At 42.0% G+C, this 20,429-nt stretch carries 23 protein-coding genes; 22 read left to right on the top strand and 1 reads right to left on the bottom strand.

The genetic code is table 11. The features are described from left to right. Window positions 1-148 precede the first annotated feature (148 nt). The 17 genes from KI210_RS05780 (at window position 149) to KI210_RS05700 (ending at window position 14,515) form a co-directional block, all read left to right on the top strand. The gene (locus tag KI210_RS05780; RefSeq protein WP_212780952.1) at window positions 149-541 is read left to right on the top strand and encodes a DUF7679 family protein; all 393 of its coding nucleotides are present in this window, start codon (window positions 149-151) and stop codon (window positions 539-541) included. An 89-nt stretch (window positions 542-630) separates the two neighbouring features. Then, window positions 631-1,245 (top strand): guanylate kinase, encoded by a 615-nt coding sequence (gene gmk, locus KI210_RS05775; RefSeq protein ID WP_212780951.1) that lies wholly within the window; start codon window positions 631-633, stop codon window positions 1,243-1,245. A 2-nt stretch (window positions 1,246-1,247) separates the two neighbouring features. Continuing rightward, window positions 1,248-1,469, top strand: a complete 222-nt coding sequence (gene rpoZ / locus KI210_RS05770; RefSeq protein WP_212780950.1) for a DNA-directed RNA polymerase subunit omega — start codon at window positions 1,248-1,250, stop codon at window positions 1,467-1,469. Window positions 1,470-1,518: 49 nt separating this feature from the next. Next, window positions 1,519-3,909, top strand: coding sequence for a primosomal protein N' (priA, locus tag KI210_RS05765; RefSeq protein WP_212780949.1), 2,391 nt, complete (start codon window positions 1,519-1,521; stop codon window positions 3,907-3,909). Between the two features lie 12 nt (window positions 3,910-3,921). Then, complete coding sequence (fmt, locus tag KI210_RS05760; RefSeq protein ID WP_212780948.1) at window positions 3,922-4,869, top strand: methionyl-tRNA formyltransferase; 948 nt, start codon at window positions 3,922-3,924, stop codon at window positions 4,867-4,869. Next, a complete protein-coding gene (gene rsmB, locus KI210_RS05755; protein ID WP_212780947.1) occupies window positions 4,817-6,172 on the top strand; it encodes a 16S rRNA (cytosine(967)-C(5))-methyltransferase RsmB in 1,356 nt (451 codons plus the stop codon). Before fmt ends, rsmB begins: the two co-directional genes overlap by 53 nt. A gap of 4 nt (window positions 6,173-6,176) precedes the next feature. Next, window positions 6,177-6,932: a Stp1/IreP family PP2C-type Ser/Thr phosphatase gene (locus KI210_RS05750; protein WP_212780946.1), complete on the top strand. Its 756-nt coding sequence runs from the start codon at window positions 6,177-6,179 to the stop codon at window positions 6,930-6,932. Next, window positions 6,922-8,952 carry a Stk1 family PASTA domain-containing Ser/Thr kinase gene (gene pknB / locus KI210_RS05745; protein ID WP_212780945.1) on the top strand — a complete coding sequence of 677 codons (2,031 nt, stop codon included), beginning with the start codon at window positions 6,922-6,924 and terminating at the stop codon, window positions 8,950-8,952. The genes KI210_RS05750 and pknB overlap by 11 nt, the downstream gene beginning before the upstream one ends. Continuing rightward, window positions 8,952-9,836, top strand: coding sequence for a ribosome small subunit-dependent GTPase A (rsgA, locus tag KI210_RS05740; protein WP_212780944.1), 885 nt, complete (start codon window positions 8,952-8,954; stop codon window positions 9,834-9,836). The genes pknB and rsgA overlap by 1 nt, the downstream gene beginning before the upstream one ends. A gap of 8 nt (window positions 9,837-9,844) precedes the next feature. Further along, complete coding sequence (gene rpe / locus KI210_RS05735; RefSeq protein WP_212780943.1) at window positions 9,845-10,504, top strand: ribulose-phosphate 3-epimerase; 660 nt, start codon at window positions 9,845-9,847, stop codon at window positions 10,502-10,504. After that, window positions 10,501-11,187, top strand: coding sequence for a thiamine diphosphokinase (locus tag KI210_RS05730; RefSeq protein WP_212780942.1), 687 nt, complete (start codon window positions 10,501-10,503; stop codon window positions 11,185-11,187). The genes rpe and KI210_RS05730 overlap by 4 nt, the downstream gene beginning before the upstream one ends. 136 nt (window positions 11,188-11,323) lie before the next feature. Then, on the top strand, window positions 11,324-12,139 hold the full coding sequence (locus KI210_RS05725) for a minor capsid protein (RefSeq protein WP_246487330.1): 816 nt from the start codon (window positions 11,324-11,326) through the stop codon (window positions 12,137-12,139). 125 nt (window positions 12,140-12,264) lie between these two features. Next, entirely contained in the window at window positions 12,265-12,606 is a 342-nt protein-coding gene (locus KI210_RS05720) for a YjcQ family protein (protein WP_212780940.1), read from the top strand. A 96-nt stretch (window positions 12,607-12,702) separates the two neighbouring features. Continuing rightward, window positions 12,703-13,689: a minor capsid protein gene (locus tag KI210_RS05715; protein WP_246487329.1), complete on the top strand. Its 987-nt coding sequence runs from the start codon at window positions 12,703-12,705 to the stop codon at window positions 13,687-13,689. Continuing rightward, window positions 13,643-13,897 (top strand): ADP-ribosyltransferase family protein, encoded by a 255-nt coding sequence (locus KI210_RS05710; protein WP_212780939.1) that lies wholly within the window; start codon window positions 13,643-13,645, stop codon window positions 13,895-13,897. Before KI210_RS05715 ends, KI210_RS05710 begins: the two co-directional genes overlap by 47 nt. Beyond that, window positions 13,890-14,075: a hypothetical protein gene (locus tag KI210_RS05705; protein ID WP_212780938.1), complete on the top strand. Its 186-nt coding sequence runs from the start codon at window positions 13,890-13,892 to the stop codon at window positions 14,073-14,075. The genes KI210_RS05710 and KI210_RS05705 overlap by 8 nt, the downstream gene beginning before the upstream one ends. Before the next feature lie 137 nt (window positions 14,076-14,212). Beyond that, entirely contained in the window at window positions 14,213-14,515 is a 303-nt protein-coding gene (locus KI210_RS05700; RefSeq protein ID WP_308778622.1) for a hypothetical protein, read from the top strand. A gap of 139 nt (window positions 14,516-14,654) precedes the next feature. Here KI210_RS05700 and rpmB read toward each other — a convergent pair whose 3' ends face one another. Beyond that, window positions 14,655-14,840 (bottom strand): 50S ribosomal protein L28, encoded by a 186-nt coding sequence (gene rpmB, locus KI210_RS05695; protein WP_008472020.1) that lies wholly within the window; start codon window positions 14,838-14,840, stop codon window positions 14,655-14,657. Window positions 14,841-15,008: 168 nt separating this feature from the next. On the opposite strand from rpmB, the gene KI210_RS05690 reads away from it, so the two are divergent. From KI210_RS05690 to acpP, 5 genes are read left to right on the top strand one after another with little or no spacing between them, the layout of a single operon-like run. Further along, complete coding sequence (locus KI210_RS05690; protein ID WP_212780937.1) at window positions 15,009-15,371, top strand: Asp23/Gls24 family envelope stress response protein; 363 nt, start codon at window positions 15,009-15,011, stop codon at window positions 15,369-15,371. 22 nt (window positions 15,372-15,393) lie between these two features. Beyond that, the gene (locus tag KI210_RS05685; protein WP_212780936.1) at window positions 15,394-17,055 is read left to right on the top strand and encodes a DAK2 domain-containing protein; all 1,662 of its coding nucleotides are present in this window, start codon (window positions 15,394-15,396) and stop codon (window positions 17,053-17,055) included. A 6-nt stretch (window positions 17,056-17,061) separates the two neighbouring features. Next, entirely contained in the window at window positions 17,062-19,098 is a 2,037-nt protein-coding gene (gene recG / locus KI210_RS05680; protein WP_212780955.1) for an ATP-dependent DNA helicase RecG, read from the top strand. Between the two features lie 16 nt (window positions 19,099-19,114). Then, a complete protein-coding gene (gene plsX, locus KI210_RS05675; RefSeq protein ID WP_212780935.1) occupies window positions 19,115-20,110 on the top strand; it encodes a phosphate acyltransferase PlsX in 996 nt (331 codons plus the stop codon). A gap of 36 nt (window positions 20,111-20,146) precedes the next feature. Then, window positions 20,147-20,389, top strand: a complete 243-nt coding sequence (gene acpP, locus KI210_RS05670) for an acyl carrier protein (RefSeq protein WP_212780934.1) — start codon at window positions 20,147-20,149, stop codon at window positions 20,387-20,389. The last annotated feature ends 40 nt before the right edge of the window (window positions 20,390-20,429 follow it).

Below are 20,429 nucleotides of genomic sequence, written 5' to 3'. Positions count from 1 at the left end.
TTGAGAAATAGAGGCTATGGCCTCTTTTTCTTGCGCAATAAAAAATCCTGTTAACAGGATATCATATAGATAAACCATCAACAGGAAAAATTATAGAGCCGATAAGTTAACCCCTTTTGGATGAATTGACAAATTGGAGTGAAGGTTTATGTCCAGAAAAAGCTACTTAGTGGCTTTAATTGAACTGCCTAATGGCAGACAAATGTGGGTTAACTTAAGCAAGAAACTCCGAAAAGCTATTTATTGGGAACGCAATCAGCAGGCTAATCCCGACTGGCAGCATGTGCTGGATGGAAATTACCTGACGATTGCGTTAACCAAGTATCATCAAAATCAGGCAAAATTGACGGTTGGCCGGGTAATTAGGATCAGCTGGCATCAGCGGCCCTGTCCGACTTTTTCCCGCAACCAATTCATTACGCCTGATCATTTAAGGCAAAATTGGCTAGACGCCTACCGCTATTTGCGGCATGATTATCGTCTACCAAATCGTCTTAGAATTTGTTGGGCTTTGGCGAGGTTCAGAGTTAAGCTTAAATAAGTCATATTTGCAAGAACTTGGCAGGGTCCTTCTTGAAAAAATGCTGATAATAGTGCAAGATAGAAGTAATAATATCTATGGAGTGTGCAATGTCTAAAGAAGGTTTATTGCTCGTCCTTTCCGGTCCTTCGGGCGTTGGTAAAGGAACTGTTAAGAGCTCAATTGTTGAAAATAAAGTTTTTCCATTTGAATATTCCGTATCTATGACCACCCGCAAGCCTCGGCCTGGTGAAGTTGATGGTAAGGATTATTTTTTTGTCAGCGTCGAACGTTTCAAGGAAGCTATTGCGAATGGCGAATTGCTTGAATATAATCAATACGTTGGCAATTATTATGGCACGCCAGTAGCACCAGTTCAGCAGATGTTAAAAGCAGGGAAGGATGTCTTGCTGGAAATTGATGTTAATGGTGCTCAAAAGGTACGGGAAAAAATGCCAGATGGGGTCTTTATTTTTTTGACGCCCCCCGATTTGCACACCTTGCACTTGCGCTTAGAGCATCGCGGAACCGAAAGCGAAGAAGTTATTCGTGGTCGGATCGAGCAAGCGCGTAAGGAAATTTTAGTAATGCAAGATTACGATTATGCAGTTGTCAATGACACGGTTGCCAATGCAGTTGATCACATCAAAGCAATTGTTGATGCTGAACACGTTAGTGTCAAACGCGTCATTGATGATTACCGAAAGATGGTCAAGGAGGACTAAATATGAGAATTACTTATCCATCAATTGATAAAGAGTTGGAACGTGTTGATTCACGCTACTCGCTTTGCGTTTTATCAGCAAAACGGGCTCATGAATTGGAAGCAGGTGAGCCGGCAGCTCTTGATAAGTTCAAATGTGACAAGGCAGTTGGTCAAGCCTTGGAAGAAATTGTCGCCGGTAAGGTTACCGGTATTCCAGCTGCCAAAGCAAAGGCAGAAGATTAATTTGCTAGACCTTCATCTTGACGATGGAGGTCTTTTTTAAGGTGATGGAATGATTGCACAGGTTATTGTCGATATTGCGGCTAGTCAAACTGATCGAGTTTTTGAATATCACATTCCTGACGATTTATCAGGGGTAGCAATTGGTTCAAGGGTAGTTGTTCCTTTTGGCAAAAGAAAACTGCAAGGCTTTGTTGTGGGCATTAGTAAAACTACTGATTATGATGGCAAGCTGCGTGATTTGTTGCTGGTAACTGATGAACAACCACCACTAACTAAAGAGCTAGTTGAGTTGTCGGCTTTTTTGGCAAAAGCAATTTTTGCCTTTCGCATTTCAATTTTGCAGACCATGCTGCCGCGGGTAATGCGGGCAAATTATCGCAAAATTTTAATCCCGCTAACTCCTGAAGCCAAAAAGTTGCCTTATTTTCAACAAACAGCTCATGAAGTTGATAAAATTACCGATCCCGAAGAATTAAAGTTTGTCCAAAAATTGCTAAAGGACAATCAAGCTAAAATCGAATATTTGGTTGAAAATCAAGCTAAAGAAAAACATGAGCTGATCTATCTGCCAGCTTTGGCAAATGGCCAATATCAAGAACTTTATGAGCAAACCCGAAAAACTGCCACCAAGCAGCGTGCTTTATTGATGGATTTAGTAACTGCGCGAAACAGCTATCCTAAGTCAGGGTCAGCCATGCACGATCAAGGTTTTTCAAGCGCCTTGCTGAAAGCAGCGGAAGAAAAAGGCTGGATTAAGTGCAAAGAAGTGGAAGTCTACCGCGATCCCTTGGCCGATGTGGCAAGCAAAAAGCCGGCTGAACTCAAACTTAATCCCGAACAAGCTAAGGCCCTGGCCAAAATTGGGCAAGCAATCAGCGATCAGCAAGCTCATCCCTTTTTGCTTGAGGGAGTGACCGGAAGCGGCAAAACTGAAGTATATTTGCGGGCAATTAGTCAAGCCCTCTCAGCCGGTCGTAATGCTCTGATGCTGGTGCCAGAAATTTCCCTCACGCCGCAAATGGTGCGCCAAGTGCGCGAACGCTTTGGCCAAGAGGTGGCCGTTTTGCACTCTGCCTTGTCAGATGGCGAGCGCTATGATGAATGGCGGCGCATTCGCCGGGGTGAAGCACGGGTCGTCGTTGGTGCTCGGAGCGCAGTTTTCGCACCGCTAGAAAATATTGGCTTGATCATCATTGATGAAGAACACGAAGCCAGCTATAAGCAAGAAGATAATCCGCGCTACCATGCGCGTGATGTCGCTCTTTGGCGCGCAAAATTTCATCATTGTCCCTTGGTTTTGGGCAGCGCAACGCCTAGTTTGGCTAGCCGGGCTCGAGCACAAAAGGGACTCTATACCTTGTTGCGGTTGACTGAAAGAGCAAACCAGCATCCCTTGCCAGAAGTTAAGATTATTGATCTCAAACAAGCGGCTTTTGCCGGAGGACAGTATGATCTTTCAACTGAGCTGGCAAGTGCTATCCAAGAGCGTCTCGCCCGGCATGAGCAGGTGATCTTGATGCTTAATCGGCGCGGCTTTGCCAACTTTATGTTGTGTCGGGACTGCGGTTTTGTGCTGCAATGTCCTAATTGCGATTTGTCGCTGACCATGCATAAGGCAGCTGGTGAAATGCGCTGCCATTATTGTGGTCATCATGAGCCAATTCCTAAGCGTTGTCCCAATTGTCACAGCAGTCAAATTCGTTTTATGGGCACCGGGACGCAAAAGGTTGAGCAGGAGTTAACTGAATTGTTTCCGGGCGTTCGTATTATTCGGATGGATGTTGATACTACGCGGCGCAAGGGAAGCTATAAACGCAAACTAGATGCCTTTGGACGCAAGGAAGCCGACATTTTATTAGGAACGCAAATGATTGCCAAAGGGCTGGATTTTCCCAATGTGACTTTGGTCGGCGTAATTAATGCCGATACTGGTCTGTGGGTGCCCGACTATAATGCTAGTGAGCGCACCTTCCAATTGTTGACCCAGGTAGCTGGGCGGGCAGGCCGCGCTGAGAAAAAGGGCCAAGTTTTAATTCAAACCTATAATCCGGAGCATTACGCAATCCGTTTGGCACAGACGCAAGATTATGAGCAATTTTATCGGTATGAGATGCGCATGCGCCATGCGGGAGATTATCCGCCTTATTACTACACCGTTTTAATTTCGGTCGCAGCCAAAAATGAAACTAATGCTGCCCGTGAGGCTTTTAAAATCCGCCGCCAGCTCAATCAGCAATTGCATCCTGAGACGATCGTATTGGGACCTACGCCAAGTGCAATTTCTCGCTTAAAAAACCAATATTACTACCAAATACTGGTAAAATATAAAAAAGAACCGAAGTTAAATGACTTATTGCATCAAATTCAAGATGCAGGACAAAAAGTTAAAAAATACGGTCTAACTATCAACATTGATAATGAACCGGAACGAATCATGTAAGGAGAAGATACTTTGACCACAGTGATTTTTTTAGGCACGCCGACCTTTGCCGTGCCAATTTTAGAAGGGCTTTTAGCAAAAGGATATGATATTAAAGCGGTTGTGACCCAGCCTGATAAGAAGGTTGGCCGCAAGCAAGTATTAACGGCTTCGCCAGTTAAGAAAGCGGCCTTAGAGCATGGCTTGTCAGTCTATCAGCCAGCTCATTTGAGCAAGTCAGCCGAACTGGAGACTTTAATGGCAATGTCGCCTGATTTGATTATTACGGCAGCTTATGGGCAATTTTTGCCAACCAAATTTCTCCGAGCAGCCAGAATTGCGGCCGTCAATGTCCACGGCTCCTTGCTGCCTAAGTACCGAGGCGGGGCACCAATTCAGTATGCCCTCCTAAATGGTGATACCCAAACAGGAATCACGATTATGGAAATGGTTAAAGAAATGGATGCTGGCGATATTTACTCCCAGGCAGCCTTACAAATTATGCCCGAAGATAACGCAGGCAGCTTGTTTGAAAAGCTGTCCATCTTAGGGCGCGACTTATTGCTGGATACTTTGCCTAAAATCATCACTCATGCGATTGAAAAACAACCACAGGATCCAACTGGGGTGGTCTTTTCACCTAATATTTCCAAGGCTCAGGAACGCATTACCTTAGATTTAACAGCTGAAGAAGCTAATAATAAAATTCGGGCTTTGAATCCTGATCCCGGTGCCTATCTGATGCTTAATGGCCAACGCTTAAAAATTTGGCAGGCTAAAGTCGCTGATGAAGGGACGAGTTTACCGGCTGGCAGCTTAGTTTCAAATAAAAACCGCTTTGCGCTTAGTTTTGCCGAAAATAGCGTATTAGAGCTCTTGGAGGTACAGCCTAACGGGAAAAAACGCATGTCAATCAAAGACTTTTTGAATGGCCAGGGCAAGAATTTTGTGCCAGGTGAACAAATTGTCAGTGAAGACTAGTGCCCGCGGGTTAGCTCTGACTGCCCTCATGCGAGTTTTTAAGCAGCAGTCGTATTCGAATATCAGTTTAAATCATGTTTTAGCAGACCAGCAGCTAACGCCAGCTGATCGGAATTTGGCAACCCAAATATTTTACGGCACCATTCAACGCAAATTATTTTTAGAATATCAATTAAAGGGGCTGGTAAGGACCAAATTACGTGAACCTTATCTAGAACCCTTGTTGTTGATGTCTATTTATCAGCTGGTTTTTTTAGATAAAATACCAGATAGGGCAGTGCTTGATGAAGCCAATAAATTAGCCAAAGCTTTTGGAAGGCCAAAAAGCAGCGGCTTCAGATTGGTAAACGGGATCCTGCGGGCCTTCATTCGGCGCCAAACGCAGCTGCCCAAGGAGGATTTGGCCAAGCTAAGCGTGCAAGAAAGCTTCCCCCAATGGCTAGTTAGCTATTTTATTAAGAATTGGGGGTTAAAGCGAACTGAGCAGATGTTGGCAAGCTTAAATCAGCCAGCTAAAAACAGTACGCGCATCAGTGGCTTAGCTAAGTTTGATTCAGTTTGGCAAAGTTTAGTTCAAAGCGGGTTTAGTCCTGCTCGGAGTGCATTAAACCCTCAAGCAGCGATTTTAGCAAAGGGCGGCATTAGCAACACGCCGATGTTTAAAGAGGGCCAGCTAACGATCCAAGATGAGGCTGCTGGTCTGGTAGTTGAAGCTTTTGATTTTGCCGGCGATGAGCAGGTGCTGGATGCCTGCAGTGCTCCAGGTGGCAAGACGGTTCAAATTGCTGAGCATTTAACTAAAGGAAAAGTTACGGCTTTAGACATTCACGCTAAAAAATTAGCGCTAGTGGAGCAAAATGCCAAGCGGATGGGCGTAGCGGATAAAGTTGCCGTCAAGGCCTGTGACGCTCGCCAGGCTGGCACATTTTTTTCAGACCAAAGCTTTGCTAAAATATTGGTGGATGCGCCATGTTCTGGTTTGGGATTGCTTAGACGCAAACCAGAAATCCGCTATACTAAACAGCTGGCAGATTTGCGAAACTTACAGCGGATCCAGCTTCAAATATTGGATCAAGTCAGCTTTTTGTTGAAGCCGACGGGGGAGCTAGTTTATTCGACTTGCTCGATTTCAGTTGAAGAAAATGAAGAAGTTATAGACCAATTTCTTAAAACACATGCAGATTTTGAATTAGTACCCTTTACTGCTGGAAATTTAACCAGTGATAGCGGGATGCTGAAAATTCTGCCTGATACTTATGGGAGTGATGGCTTCTTCATCGCAAAATTAAGATTACGAGGTTAGACTTTTGATTGAGACAGCATTTGCTTCGAGTATCGGTAGAATTCGAAAAAGTAATCAAGACTCGGTAGAGGTTTTTAAAAATAAAAGCGGGGTAACATTAGCCATCGTTTGTGATGGCATGGGTGGTCATCAAGGCGGCGATGTTGCTTCAACGATGGCCGTTAGTCATTTGGGACACAGTTTTGGCTTAACTGACTTTACTGATGTAAAGCAAGCCCGAAAATGGCTTGATGTTCAGTTTAGAAAAGAAAATGAAACCATTTTAAAGGCGGCTGATCGTTTCCCTGACTTAAATGGGATGGGGACCACCATCGTGCTGGTATTTGCCTTTGAGGATGCAGCTTTGGTAGCCCATTTGGGTGATTCTCGAGCATATTGCTATGCTGAAGGAAAATTTGTGCAAGTTACTGAAGACCATTCATTGGTTAATGAACTTGTCAAAATGGGGCAAATTACCCCAGAACAAGCCAAACACCATCCGCAAAAGAATATCATTACCCAAGCTTTGGGCGTTTCTAGTACAATTGATCCAGAATTTGATGAATTGCCGATGGCTGATGGCACGATGTTTTTGTTGTGCACTGATGGTTTGACTAACTCCTTAAGTGATCCACAAATTCAGCAAATCCTGGCTACCAAGGATTTGAGTTTAAAGGATCGCTGCAATAAATTGATTAATGAAGCTAACCGATTAGGTGGCGGTGACAATATAACGGTTTGTTTAGTCTTCGCAAAGGAGGATGAGCTGGGTGATCGATAAGGGGTATTTGCTCGGTGAGCGGTACCGGATCCTTGACACCTTAGGCGAAGGCGGCATGGCCAATGTTTATCTGGCTGAGGACATCATTTTGCAGCAAAAAGTTGCTGTTAAAATGCTGCGAATGGACCTCTTAAAAGATAAACAAACCTTATTGCGGTTCAAGCGAGAAGCTTTGGCGACAAGTGCTTTGAGTCATCCTAATATTATTTCAGTACTAGATGTTAGTACTGATGACGGTCAACCATACATGGTTATGGAGTATGTGGATGGACCTGACTTAAAGGATTATATTAAAGCTCATTCGCCATTGCCGATCCATGAAGTTATCCGTATCATGGATCAGATTTTAAGTGCTGTGGGTTTAGCACATCGGCATAATGTGATCCACCGTGATTTAAAGCCGCAAAATATCCTGATGGACCAGCGGGGAAACATTAAAATCGCTGACTTCGGGATTGCCGTTGCCTTGAATCAGAGTTCGGTAACACAAACCAACTCGGTCATGGGTTCGGTTCACTATATGTCCCCTGAACAGACGAGAGGGGGCATGGCGACCAAACAATCTGATATTTATTCTTTAGGAATTATTTTATATGAATTGCTAACTGGGCAGGTGCCTTTTGCAGGCGATACTGCTATGGCAGTTGCTCTAAAGCACGCGCAAGAAGCAATTCCATCAATTAGAAAGAATCATCCCAATGTTCCGCAAGCCCTGGAGAATGTCGTTCTTAAAGCAACCAGCAAGGAACCTCAGGACCGTTATAACAGTGCCGAAGAGATGCGGGAAGATTTGGACAGCAGTTTAGATCCAGCGCGCGCCAATGAGCCGGCTTTTGTACCGCCTCATTTAATTAATAACGATGAAACCATCATTTTGCCGGGGTTTAAGGCTGATAAAGCTGATCCTGTAAATTCAGAGCAGGCGTCGACTAGTGAGGAAACGGCTGACGACGCCGTTCAACCAACAAATCAACCAACGCGCCGGCAGCGCTTTATTAGCAGCTTAAAGCGCCATAAATGGTGGTGGCTGTTTACTGCCATTATTGGTGTTTTGATTGTGGCGATTATGGCTTTTGCCTTGTCAGAAGATCGCAATGATTGGGCCCAGGTTCCCGATGTAGCCAATATGACGGAAACGGCGGCTTCGGCTCAACTGGAAAAGGCCGGGTTCACCATTGGTCGAATTCGTGCCAAACATTCCGCCAAAATTAAAAAAGGTCGGGTAATCAAAACCCAACCAGCAGCCGGAGAAGCAGCTTCCAAAGGAAAAAGCGTTGATTTAATCATCTCCTCTGGCCCCGTCAAAGTGACGATGCCGGATGTGGTCGATATGCAGTATCAACCGGCTAAGCGAAAGTTGGAAAAAGTCGGCCTAAAGGTCAAACGAAAGAATATCTATTCTGATTCGATTGATAGCGGCATCGTTATTAGCCAAAGCGTGGCTAGTGATAAAAAAGTTGCCAAGGGAACTGTAATTACCCTTAAGGTTTCCAAGGGACAGGAAGAAGATCCTGAAGAAAATATGGTGACTCTTAAAGATTTGACGAATTATTCCCAAAAGAGTGCCCAGGACTACGCTGATGAGAACGATTTGAATCTGGTCGTTAAGAAAGACTATTCTGACTCTGTTGAGAAGGGATTGGTTATTTCAATGGATCCAGGCGCCGGGACGCATGTCCAAAAAGGTTCAACCTTGACCATTACGGTTTCAAAGGGTGCTGAAAAGACCAGTAAGACGATTACTAAGAACTTCACGGTAACTTATGACGATCCGGATGATAACAGCAGTTCATCCTCATCTTCAACAAGTAGTTCGTCATCATCTTCGACTAGTCAGGGCAACCATGTCCAAATCTATATTGAGGATGAAAATCACTCAATTGATAATATTTATCGTGATCTTTACATCAAAAAAGACACTGATTTTTCAATCCCTCTGACCTTAAAAGATGGTCAAAGCGGACGGATCAAAGTAGTCCGGGATGGAAAAACAGTTATGAACGAAAAGGTAAGCAATTAATGGAGCAAGCGACAGGTACAGTTATCGGTTTAATTGCCGGCTACTACGATGTTCAAACACCTAAAGGCGTCGAGCGCACTAGAGCGCGCGGCGTTTTTCGTAAGAAGAAAGAAAAACCGACGGTAGGTGATCGCGTTGAGATTCAAATTGACGATCAAGGTATGAGTTATTTGGTAAAAATCTTGCCGCGCAAAAATCGGATTGGTCGGCCTGCAGTGGCCAATGTTAGCCATGTTTTATTAGTTATTTCAGCGGTTGAGCCCGATTTTTCGGTGGCCTTGCTTGATCGCTTTTTAACCTTCTTTGCTTGGCAAAAAGTCAAGGTTTCAATTTACCTATCAAAAACTGATTTAGTTGACACAGCTAAACTAACTGAAATTAAAGAAATTTTGGCTTATTACCAGAAAATTGGCTATGCAGTTTTTACCGATCCAAGTAAAATGAAGCTGGAAACTCAGCTTGGAGCAGGGGAAATCTGGACCTTGGCAGGACAATCTGGCGCTGGCAAGTCAACTTTGTTAAATAAGTTAAAACGAGATGCCAACCAAGCAACCGGAGAAATTTCGCAGTCCCTAAACCGTGGTCGCCATACCACGAGAAAGGTCGAATTGTTTAAGCTCGGGGCAGGCTTTTTGGCAGACACGCCGGGTTTTTCAGCAATTGATCTGACGCCAATCAAATTGACCGAAACCGCCGACTATTTTGTTGAGTTTAAGCAGCTTAGCGCTGGTTGCAAGTTTAGAAGCTGTCAGCACATCAATGAGCCCAAATGTGCCGTCAAGGAGCAACTGGCTGAAAATAAGATTCTTCCTAGTCGCTATGAGGATTATTTAGCGATTCGGGAGGAAATAAGCGAAGGCCGGTTGCCAGAGTATTTAAAGTAGAGGTAAATATGTTAATTGCACCATCAATCTTAAATGCAAATAATCTGAAGTTGGATGAAAGTATCAAAAAGGCCTTAGAGGCTGGGATTACCCGGTTTCATATTGATATTATGGATGGTCATTTTGTACCAAATTTAGCCTACGGTCCGCAATTGATTAAAGATTTTAAACGCAGCTATCCCATGATCGAGGCTGAAGTCCACTTGATGAGCGATATGCCAAAGACCCTTGTTCCGGCTTTTGCCAAAGCCGGAGCCGACTTGATGCTGCTCCATTATGAAGCAATGGATGAAAGCCAATTGCTGTATTGGCTAGACTATCTGCACTCAAGCGGCATTAAAACTGGCATTGCTTTAAACCCTGAAACACCTGTAAGTGTTTTAGAGAAATTTCTTGATAAAATTGATCAAGTCTTGGTGATGACGGTCCATCCTGGTTTTGGCGGCCAAGGCTTTATTCAAGAGTCACCAGAAAAAATTGCGGAAGTTAAAACGCTGCTTGCTAAAACTAAACGGCGCATCAGTGTTGAAGTTGATGGCGGCATCAATGATCAAACGGCCAAGCTTTGTCGGCAAGCCGGCTGCGACATTTTTGTAGCAGGCTCCTTTATCTTTAGTAAAGGCGTGGTCAAGCAGCAGCTTGCCAAATTGGAGGAAGCAATTAAATGAAAGCAGTAGCCTTGTTGGGCGGGCCTAAAGCTGAATGGCCCCAAAATTTACGGCAAAAGCTTCTGCATGCTCAAGAAATGGGCCAATTGCTGGTTGGTGTGGATCGCGGCAGCTTGTTGCTATTGGAGCTGGGACTGAAACCAGATCTGGCTATTGGTGACTTTGATTCGCTCAAAGCATCTGAATTAGGGGAGTTAGAAAAAAATTGTCCCGATATTCGTTACTCGGTACCCGAAAAAGACGATACTGATTCCGAATTAATGGTTAAGACAGTCTTCAAGGCTTATCAGGTTCAGTCTTTGACGATCTATGGCGCTACTGGAGGGCGACTAGATCATTATTTAATCAATTTAATGATGTTTCTAGCACCAGGGATGCGGCCGTTTGCCGAGAAAGTCAGAATTTGCGATCGGCAAAACGAAATTCGGTTTTTTAATCCAGGAAAACATGAGATTGAACGGCTTAGCGATTTTCCTTATATTGGCATTTGGAATCTCGAGGCGGTGCAGAATTTAAATATTATTGGTGCCAAGTATGAGCTGCGTCATTTTAACAGTTCATATCCCATTATGTGGGGCTCTAATGAGTTTAAACCAGCTAGTTCTAGTTTCACCCTAACTAGTGATCAGGGGATGCTGGCAGTAGTTTATTCTCGCGATCTTAAAAAATACGATAATATATAAAATGCGATGAACACCTAAATTAGGACCAAACCTAGTTTAGGTGTTTATGTTATTGCGGCTAAATATTTAGCATCAATTGATACTACTAAGTTTGATATGACTTAGCAGAATGGGTGTTTGCAAAGAAGAGCAAGGCATGGCCGGTGCATTAGCTAATCAGTATCAATACCTAGCAACGTTAGAAAGTCATACATGTGATCAATGCGCTCACTTAGATGGGCGTATTTTTTATGTCAAAAATAAGGTTGAAGGTCTTAATTATCCGTTGATTCATCCTTACTGCAGATGTACCACAGTACCTTACATGAAGGATTTACCAGATATAGAAAGTCGTTGGTATCGTGATCCTGTTACTGGTAAAGGTAAATGGACAAATGGCAAGATGAATTATAAGCAGTGGGCTGAAGCTACAAATGTAAATCCGTTAATTAAACAAAAATTTATTAATGCTACTCCTGTTAGTGGAAAATTAAACAGCCCTAAATTGTCTTTACTTGAAGAACAAGCTATTAAAAATTATGTTTCTTCTGATTCTTATAAATTGAATTACGCTTTGCGAAATGGACAACCATTAACCGAAGACCAAGAAAAAATGAAGATAAACTTAGATAAAGCATTAAAGAAAATGCCTTATTATACTGATAGTAAGCCACTTCAAAGAGATTATTTCTTTAGTTATGATGAAAGTGTGATTAATTTCTTATTTCAAATGGATAACGGATTATTTGAAGATCCAGCTTATATTTCAGCTTCAAAGATTCATTATGGTGAAGGAACTGAGCAAGTTCATGTTATTATTAAGAAAAGTAAATCAGGTAGGGACATAACTCAATATAATAAACAGGAACAAGAAGTTTTATTTCCTAGAAATACTAAATTTAAAATTACTGACACTTTCATAAATAAAGAAGGAGTAAAAACAATTGTCTGGGAAGAATACACCGACCAATAAAAAGCCTTTTAGTGATCTACGTTGGAGAGAATGGCCAACTACTGGAATAAAGACGTATGGTAAACCTAATAAGAAGGTTCATGAAACTTTACAAAAATGGATAAAGGAGACAAAGGAGAAAGATAATGGCAAGAGATGATTATTTCGTATTAGTCTATAAACTTCTTAAAATTCTTTATCTGACTTTAAAGAGTGGCAAGGCTGTAACGAGCGATGAACTAAAAGAACTTAGTGAAGGTATTCCACTCGATTATTGGGAATATATTCTTAAGTCATTGTATGAAGAAGGATATGTCACTGGGGTTATATCAGTTAATACATTGAGTGGTAGCAGTATTAAGGTTACTAATCTGCAAATTACACCTAAAGGGATTGAATATCTGCAAGACAATTCCAAGATGCAAAAAGCAGCCGAATTTGTAAAAAATCTGCCACAATGGATTTCTTTGATTGCTAAGTTTGCATAATAAGTTGAGAGAATCGGTTAACAGAGATTTTTATATCGATTTAAAAACAGCGTATATTTTGTAAATAGATCAGCAAAATTAAGCGGATACTTTTTATTGCCTAAAACCAAAAAAGAACCATGCCTATTTACATGGTTCTTTCTTCAGTTGCACATTTTATATAATCGTCAATTTTTAGCAAAAATAAATACCCGACAACTTTGCCGGGTTTTTATTGGTCATTATACACGGGTAACCTTACCTGACTTCAAAGTCTTGGTTGAAACAAAGATCACTGACAAGGTTTACTCGGATTATCTTGCGGAGATGAAACGTCAAGCAGGTATTTTAGGCTCAACAACTAAAAATGCATCATGGAGTAGCAAAGGCTTAATTGATCAAACCACAGCAAGTATTAATGTAGGAGCTTTTAGCAAGAACGTGTGGGCAAATATTGATGTTCTTAAAGCTAGATTAGACGGTCTAGTAGCTACAGCAATGATCCGTGGTGATAATCCACGTGAGATGATCAAGTATCTTAAACCATTAGTAAAAAAGACAGTATCAGATGCAAGATATGCAGCAGAAAGGATTGCACGTACAGAATCAGCAAGGGCCCAACATCTGGCTCAGATCGAATTTTTAAAGAAAAATGGATATAAGTACTGTAAGTGGTATGCTGAATCGGGAGCATGTAAAGTTTGTCGTGAGATAGCAAGTAGTAATTCTGGTGGTAATCTTCCAGAAGGGATTTATGAAGTTGATGATTGTCCTGATAAACCAGTGCATCCCAATTGTAGATGCTCAGTTGGGGCTTATTGGTTAGATGATGGATCGAATAATAAAACAATCAAAGATGATGAACAGTGGGCAATGAATAATTATGTGGGTTTTGATTCATACATGTTAAATTATGCGATGAGAAATGACGAACCACTTAATCCTTATCAGAAAAAGATGGTAGAGGGAATTGATAGTGCTTTGAAAAAGTTACCGCTATATAGATCAGAAAAGCCATTGTATCGCTCGTTCTCTGATTCATTAGGAAAAAAAACAATTGGACCAATTGATACAAGATATTGCCAGCTCTGGTTTTTATCATGATAAAGGATATATATCAACTTCAAAAGAGATATACGATAATGATGATTACTTCAGAATGGTAATTACTAGAAGTAAGACTGGCAGAGATGTAAAATCTTTCCGTAGTGATGAAAATGAGGTGCTTTTCGCAAGGGGTACTACTTTTAAATTTGTTAAACAATACATTGAAAAGGGCAAGATTTTTGTTGAGGTAGAAGAAATTGACTAATGAAACAAATAAGCATTCCAAAAGATACTGGAATAATAGAAATTTTCCTGATCATGAACAGTTTATAAAAGGATTGAAAGAAGCTGGATTATATAAAAAGCCGGATAAAGAAGCCTTGAAACGCTTGGAAGAGGCAAAACAATTGATTAAGGAAGTAAATGAGGAACGGAAAAAGTAAAAAATAGATAAATTAAGCATTTCATCACGAGAATTTGTGATTAAGTGCTTTTATTTTGCCTTTTTTCCTGTGTGCTAGGCGTTAAAGAAGCTACTGAGTAGAGAGTTAACCACTAACTGAAAGTGAGGATTTTACAAATGGAAACAGAAAGCAAAGAAGAAGTTAAGACAGAACAAGTTGATAAAGCTGCAGATAAATCATCCGACGCTGTTAAGACTTACACACAAGAAGAAGTTAATGAGATGATCAGCAAGCGCATAGAGCGTGAGCGTAAGAATCAGGCTGAAGAACTAAGTAAGGCAAAGGATGAAGCAAACAAAGCTAGAAAATTATATATTAATAAAAGATCCACTGCTAAAAGCTTTATTCTAAAGTTAGCAACCAAAGAAGATTTGGAGAAAATGAAAGAGTATATTACTCAAAGAGAAAAAGAATTATAGAAAATAAAAACGTTCTAGATTAATTTCTAAAACGTCTTTTTACTGCTGATGCACCAATGATGCACCTGCAGCCGAAGATTAAGTTTTAAGCAAAAAAATAAGCCAGCCAGAATCCTAATCTGACGGGCTTTATTGGTCATTATACACGGGTAACCTTACCTGACTTCAAAGTCTTGGTTGAGACCCAAACGCGCTTAGGCTTGCCATCAACAAGAATGCGAACTTTTTGAAGGTTTGGCTTCCAAGCACGACGAGTTGAGTTCAAAGCGTGTGAACGCTTGTTGCCAAAAGTGGTCTTCTTACCTGTTACAAAATCTTTTGCCATTTGCTAAACCTCCTTTGCTGAGTTACATACTTAATTACTTTACCACGGGGAGAGGGTTAGATCAATAAATAAAAGTATTTTTTATAAAAGTTGTTTTCGTTTACTGGTTTAAGCTTTGACTATGATAAAATAAATGCGTATATTAGGACAACGAGACGGAGGATTAACATGGCTGTTAAGATCAAAACAAAAGACGGTTTGATTGATATTTCAAACGGTGTAATTGCAACGGTGGTCGGCAGTGCTGCAACTGCTAATTACGGCGTTGTTGGGATGGCCTCAAAAAATGCGCTGAGAGACGGTTTTGACGGCATCCTGAATCGCGCTAATTACAAGCGCGGAGTTGTTGTCAAAAGTAATGATAACGAAATTACAGTGGATGTTTATATCATTGTTGGCTACGGACTGAAAATCTCAGAAGTCAGCCGCAATGTGCAAGACAGTGTTAAATACAATCTGAAGAGTCAACTAGGAATTGATACCCAGGCTGTAAACGTCATCGTCCAAGGCGTCAGACTGCTTGACGAATAAAATAGGCAGAGGAGTTAAAATTTTGGTTTTAAAAGAAATTGATAGTCAACAATTTAGAGTAATGGTCCGGGTAGCTACCCATCGAATGGGAAAGAATGCTGAGTTTGTCAACTCGCTAAACGTTTTCCCAGTACCTGATGGTGATACAGGGACAAACATGAACTTGACCATTGAAAGTGGCGCTAAGGCGGTAAATGAGGACCCAAGTACGAGCGTGGCAGATTTGACTAAGAGTTTGTCAAAAGGCATGTTGATGGGTGCTCGGGGTAATTCTGGCGTTATTACTTCTCAGCTTTTTAGAGGCTTTTACAAGGCAACTCAGGGAATGGATACGCTAAATGCCAAAGAACTTGCTGACGCCTTTGCTAATGGCGTAGCTACCGCCTACAAGGCAGTGATGAAACCGGTCGAAGGGACGATCTTGACGGTCGCTCGGTTGGCAGCACAAGCTGGCGAAAATAAGGCTGCGGAAACAGATGACGTTGCTGAAGTAATGAAGGCAGTAGTTGAAGGGGCTAAGCAAGCTTTAAAGACTACGCCTGATTTGCTGCCGGTTTTAAAGCAGGTTGGCGTTGTTGATTCAGGTGGTCAAGGTCTATTATTCATTTACGAAGGCTTCCTTGAAGGGATCTTAGGTGAAAACTTTGCTGATGAATACCAGCCTGATGCTGCTGAAATGGATGAAATGATTAATGCCATGCACCATCAATCATCAGCTCAAAGTCAATTATCAACCAAAGATATTTTAAATGGTTACTGTACTGAAATTATGGTTGATTTAACGGCTGATGTACCTGGCAAAAAGCCATTTAACCTAGATGAATTTAGAGCTCATTTAGATAAACTAGGTGATTCATTATTAGCTGTTTCCGATGGTGAAGTCGCTAAAGTCCACGTTCATACTGAACATCCTGGCAGCGTCTTCCAGTACGGAGCCCAATTTGGCCGTTTAGGAAAAATCAAGATTGACAATATGCGGATTCAACATGAAACCATTGTTGATCATGATGATGAAAAGCAAGAAACAGTTGACTTTGCCGTGATTGCGGTTTGCTCAGGCAATGGAATTAGAAAACTATTTGAGAGCGAAGGCGTAAACCGGATTATTTCAGGCGGACAAACGATGAACCCGTCAACGCAAGATATTTTAGATGCAATCAAAAAGTCTGGCGCTAAGAAGGCTATCGTCTTGCCTAATAACGGCAATATTGTGATGGCTGCTAAACAAGCTGCGGAAGTTGCTGATATTCCAGTCGGAATTGTGCCAAGCAAGACCATCTCACAAGGTTTGACTGCAATGTTGGCTTTTGATAGCGAGCAATCGGTTGAAGAAAATGTGTCAGCGATGACTGACGAATTAGATCTGGTGGTTTCTGGTGAAGTTACCCAAGCCAATCGGGATACCGTTATCGATGATGTTGAAGTTCATAAAAACGACTTTATCGGCATGATTGATGGCGATTTAAAGATCGATAATCCTGATTTGATTGAAGCAACGGTGCAAATGATTGAAGCTATGCTGGATGAAGATTCCGAAATCGTAACTTTAATGTTTGGCCGTGATGCTAGTCAGGCAGATGCAGAAAAGGTTGAAGCAGAATTAGCTAAGAAACACGATGACTTGGAATTTGAGATTCATGATGGTGGTCAGCCAGTCTACCACTTCTTAGTTTCTGTAGAGTAGGTAACTATTATGGAAAGTGCTTTGTTTAGTCCAGTAACAGATTTAAAAGGGGTCGGGACTAAGACAGCTGCCAATTTGGCCAGTTTGGGCATTTACAGTATTTATGACCTGCTATATTATTATCCTTTTCGTTATGATGAATTGACGACGTTGCCACTTGACCAGATCATGGACGGTCAAAAGGTAGTGTTAAAAGGAATCGTAGCTACTGAGCCATATGTAACTCGTTTTGGATATAAGAAGTCACGGCTCAGCTTTAAGCTGCGGATTGACCATGATGTGATCATGGTCAATTTTTTTAATCAACCTTGGTTAAGGAGTCAATTCGAAACAGGCAAAGAAGTGGCTGTTTATGGTAAGTATGAAACAACTCGCCAAAGTTTGACTGGTTTTAAATTGATCGCTGGCAAAAAAGATGACAACGGAATGGCTCCAATCTACCCTAGCAATCGCCACCTGCATCAGAAAAAAATTCAAGCTTTAGTTGATCAGGCTTTAAACGAATATGCCGACCAGCTGCCAGATACGGTGCCGGAAGATATTCGGCAAAAATTTCGCTTGCTGACAGATAAGGATATCGTTAAACAAATGCACCATCCCTTAAATCCGCAAGCAGCCCAAACAGCGAGACGCAGCGCAATCTTTCGGGAATTTTTTATCTTTCAAATGCAGTTAGCACGGCTTACCGGCAGCAAGCAAGGGGTAAAGGGAATTAGCAAGCAATACGATTTGGCTGAAATTGCCAAATTAACTGCTTCATTGCCTTTTACACTTTCGGCTGATCAGAAAAAAGTAATTAATGAAATTTTTGCCGACCTTCATCGCGATCAGCAAATGCGTCGCTTGCTGCAAGGTGATGTGGGTAGCGGAAAAACCATTGTCGCAGTCTATGCCATTTTTGCGGCAATTACGGCTGGCTATCAAGCAGCCCTAATGGTGCCGACGGAAATTTTAGCTAGTCAGCATTTTCAAAAAATTGCGGCCTTATTGCAACCTTTGGGGGTCAGAGTCGCGCTTTTAACTGGCAGTACTAAGACTTTGGAAAAACGCGAGCTGTATCGAGAATTGCAAAACGGCATGATCAATGTGGTTGTTGGCACCCACGCCTTAATTCAGCAAGATGTCGTCTTTAAGAAATTGGGACTGGTAATTATTGATGAACAGCATCGTTTTGGCGTGGCTCAACGACAAAAGCTGATCAATAAAGGCCAACAACCCGATATTTTAGCGATGACGGCTACCCCAATTCCTCGAACTTTGGCCTTGACTGTTTATGGCGAAATGGCCGTTTCTGAGATCAAAACGATGCCCAAGGGGCGTAAACCGATTAGGTCTTTGTGGTGTACCTCTAGTCAAATGGATCAAGTCTATGCTGAAATGAACCGTCAGCTGCAAGCTGGCTTTCAAATCTATGCGGTCACGCCTTTGATTTCAGAATCAGAAGCACTGGATCTCAAGAGTGCGGAAGTGCTTTATGAGAAACTGCATCACGATTTTCCTAAATATCGGGTGGTCCTCTTGCATGGTCAGTTGCCTGGAAAAGAAAAAGATGAAATCATGACTGAGTTTGCAGATGGGCAGATTGATATCTTGGTTACGACCAGTGTGATTGAGGTTGGTGTGGATGTTCCCAATGCTAATATGATGGTCGTCTATGATGCTGATCGTTTTGGCCTCAGCCAGCTCCACCAATTGCGTGGACGGATTGGTCGGGGGCAGACTGCAAGTACTTGTATTTTTATTGCTGATCCTAAGACAGATTCTGGAAAAGAACGAATGCGGATAATTGCGGAGACGCAAGATGGGTTCGCCTTAGCCGAAGAAGATTTGAAACTTCGGGGCGAAGGTGATCTTTTTGGAAAAGCACAATCCGGCGTGCCGGAATTTAAAGTCGGCGATGTGGTAAACAACTATAATACAATGGTGGCAGCCCAAAAAGAAGCCAGAAGGGTTAATCAGGAAGACCCAGACTTGTCAGAATTGGACCATGCGTGGCTTAATAATGTCTTAGAATACAAACAAATAGAACAAACCAGGGATTAATAAAGGAGAAAGTTTTATGCGAACAATCGCAATTGATGCTATGGGCGGCGAACATGCGCCTGAAGCTATTGTAAAAGCAGTTTTACAAGTTAAACCGGAACTGCCCCAAACGCGGATGGTCCTGTTCGGTGACCAAAATAAGCTTACCGAATTGATTCCAGCCGATCAGCTTGATGACCGACTAGCAATTGTCGGGACTAGCGAAGTCATCTTAGATGAAGATGAGCCGGTGAAGGCGATTCGTAAGAAAAAAGATGCTTCGATGGTAGTAGCGGCAAATTACGTTAAGGCGGGTAAGGCTGATGCCTTGTTTTCATTAGGAAATACCGGCGCCTTATTGGCCAGCGGAATTTTTATTATTGGCCGCATTAAAGGCGTTAGTCGGCCTGGTTTAATGCCAACTTTGCCAACTGCAGACGGGACTGGCTTCAATATGATCGATGTCGGTGCCAATGCTACGAGCAAGCCCGAGTTTTTGGTCCAATGGGCTGAGATGGCAAATTATTATGCTAACTCAATTCGCGGGATTGCTAAGCCTCGCATTGCCTTATTAAACAACGGGGCCGAAAGCGACAAGGGCGATCCGCTTCATCAAGAGGTGTACCAACTGCTGCAGGAGAGTTCGCTCAACTTTATCGGAAACATTGAAGGAAATGAACTCCTGGAAGGTAAAGCCGATGTCGTTGTCAGTGATGGCTTTACTGGGAACGCTGCGTTAAAGTCCATTGAAGGGGCCTCGGGAGTTATTTTACAATTATTAAAAAACTCCTTACTAAATAATGGGATAAAAGCCAAATTAGGTGCGCTTCTTGCCAAGGATGCTTTAAGTAGTTTAAAAAAGCAATTTGATACTGCTCGCTATGGTGGGGCTGTACTCCTAGGAATCGCTGCTCCTGTTGTCAAGACACATGGTCGCTCGACGGAAAGACCGATTTATTATACGATAAAACAAGTTGATAAAATGCTGGAAGAAGATCTGATCGAAAAGTTTCGTTCGGAATTCAGCAAATAAGCTAAAACACTATATAAGACAGAAAGCGTGATTATCATGACCGAAACCGAAATTTTTGCTAAAATTCAAACTTTAATAGCTGATAACTTTGAAATTGATAAGGATAAGATCACTTTAGACACTAGTTTCCAAGATGACCTAAATGCTGACTCTATTGATTTGGTTGAGTTCATCCTGCAATTAGAGGACGAATTTGGGGCTGAAATTCCTGATGAAGATGCTGAAGAAATCAAAACTGTCGGAGATGCAGTAAAATACATCGCTGACCATCAAAAATAAACAAATTCTCATGAAAGCGTTTGTTATGGTTTGCATAGCT

Origin of the sequence: Lactobacillus corticis (assembly GCF_018327645.1) — a bacterium.
Classification (GTDB): domain Bacteria; phylum Bacillota; class Bacilli; order Lactobacillales; family Lactobacillaceae; genus Lactobacillus; species Lactobacillus corticis.
This window is presented reverse-complemented; position numbering and strand designations above follow the sequence as displayed.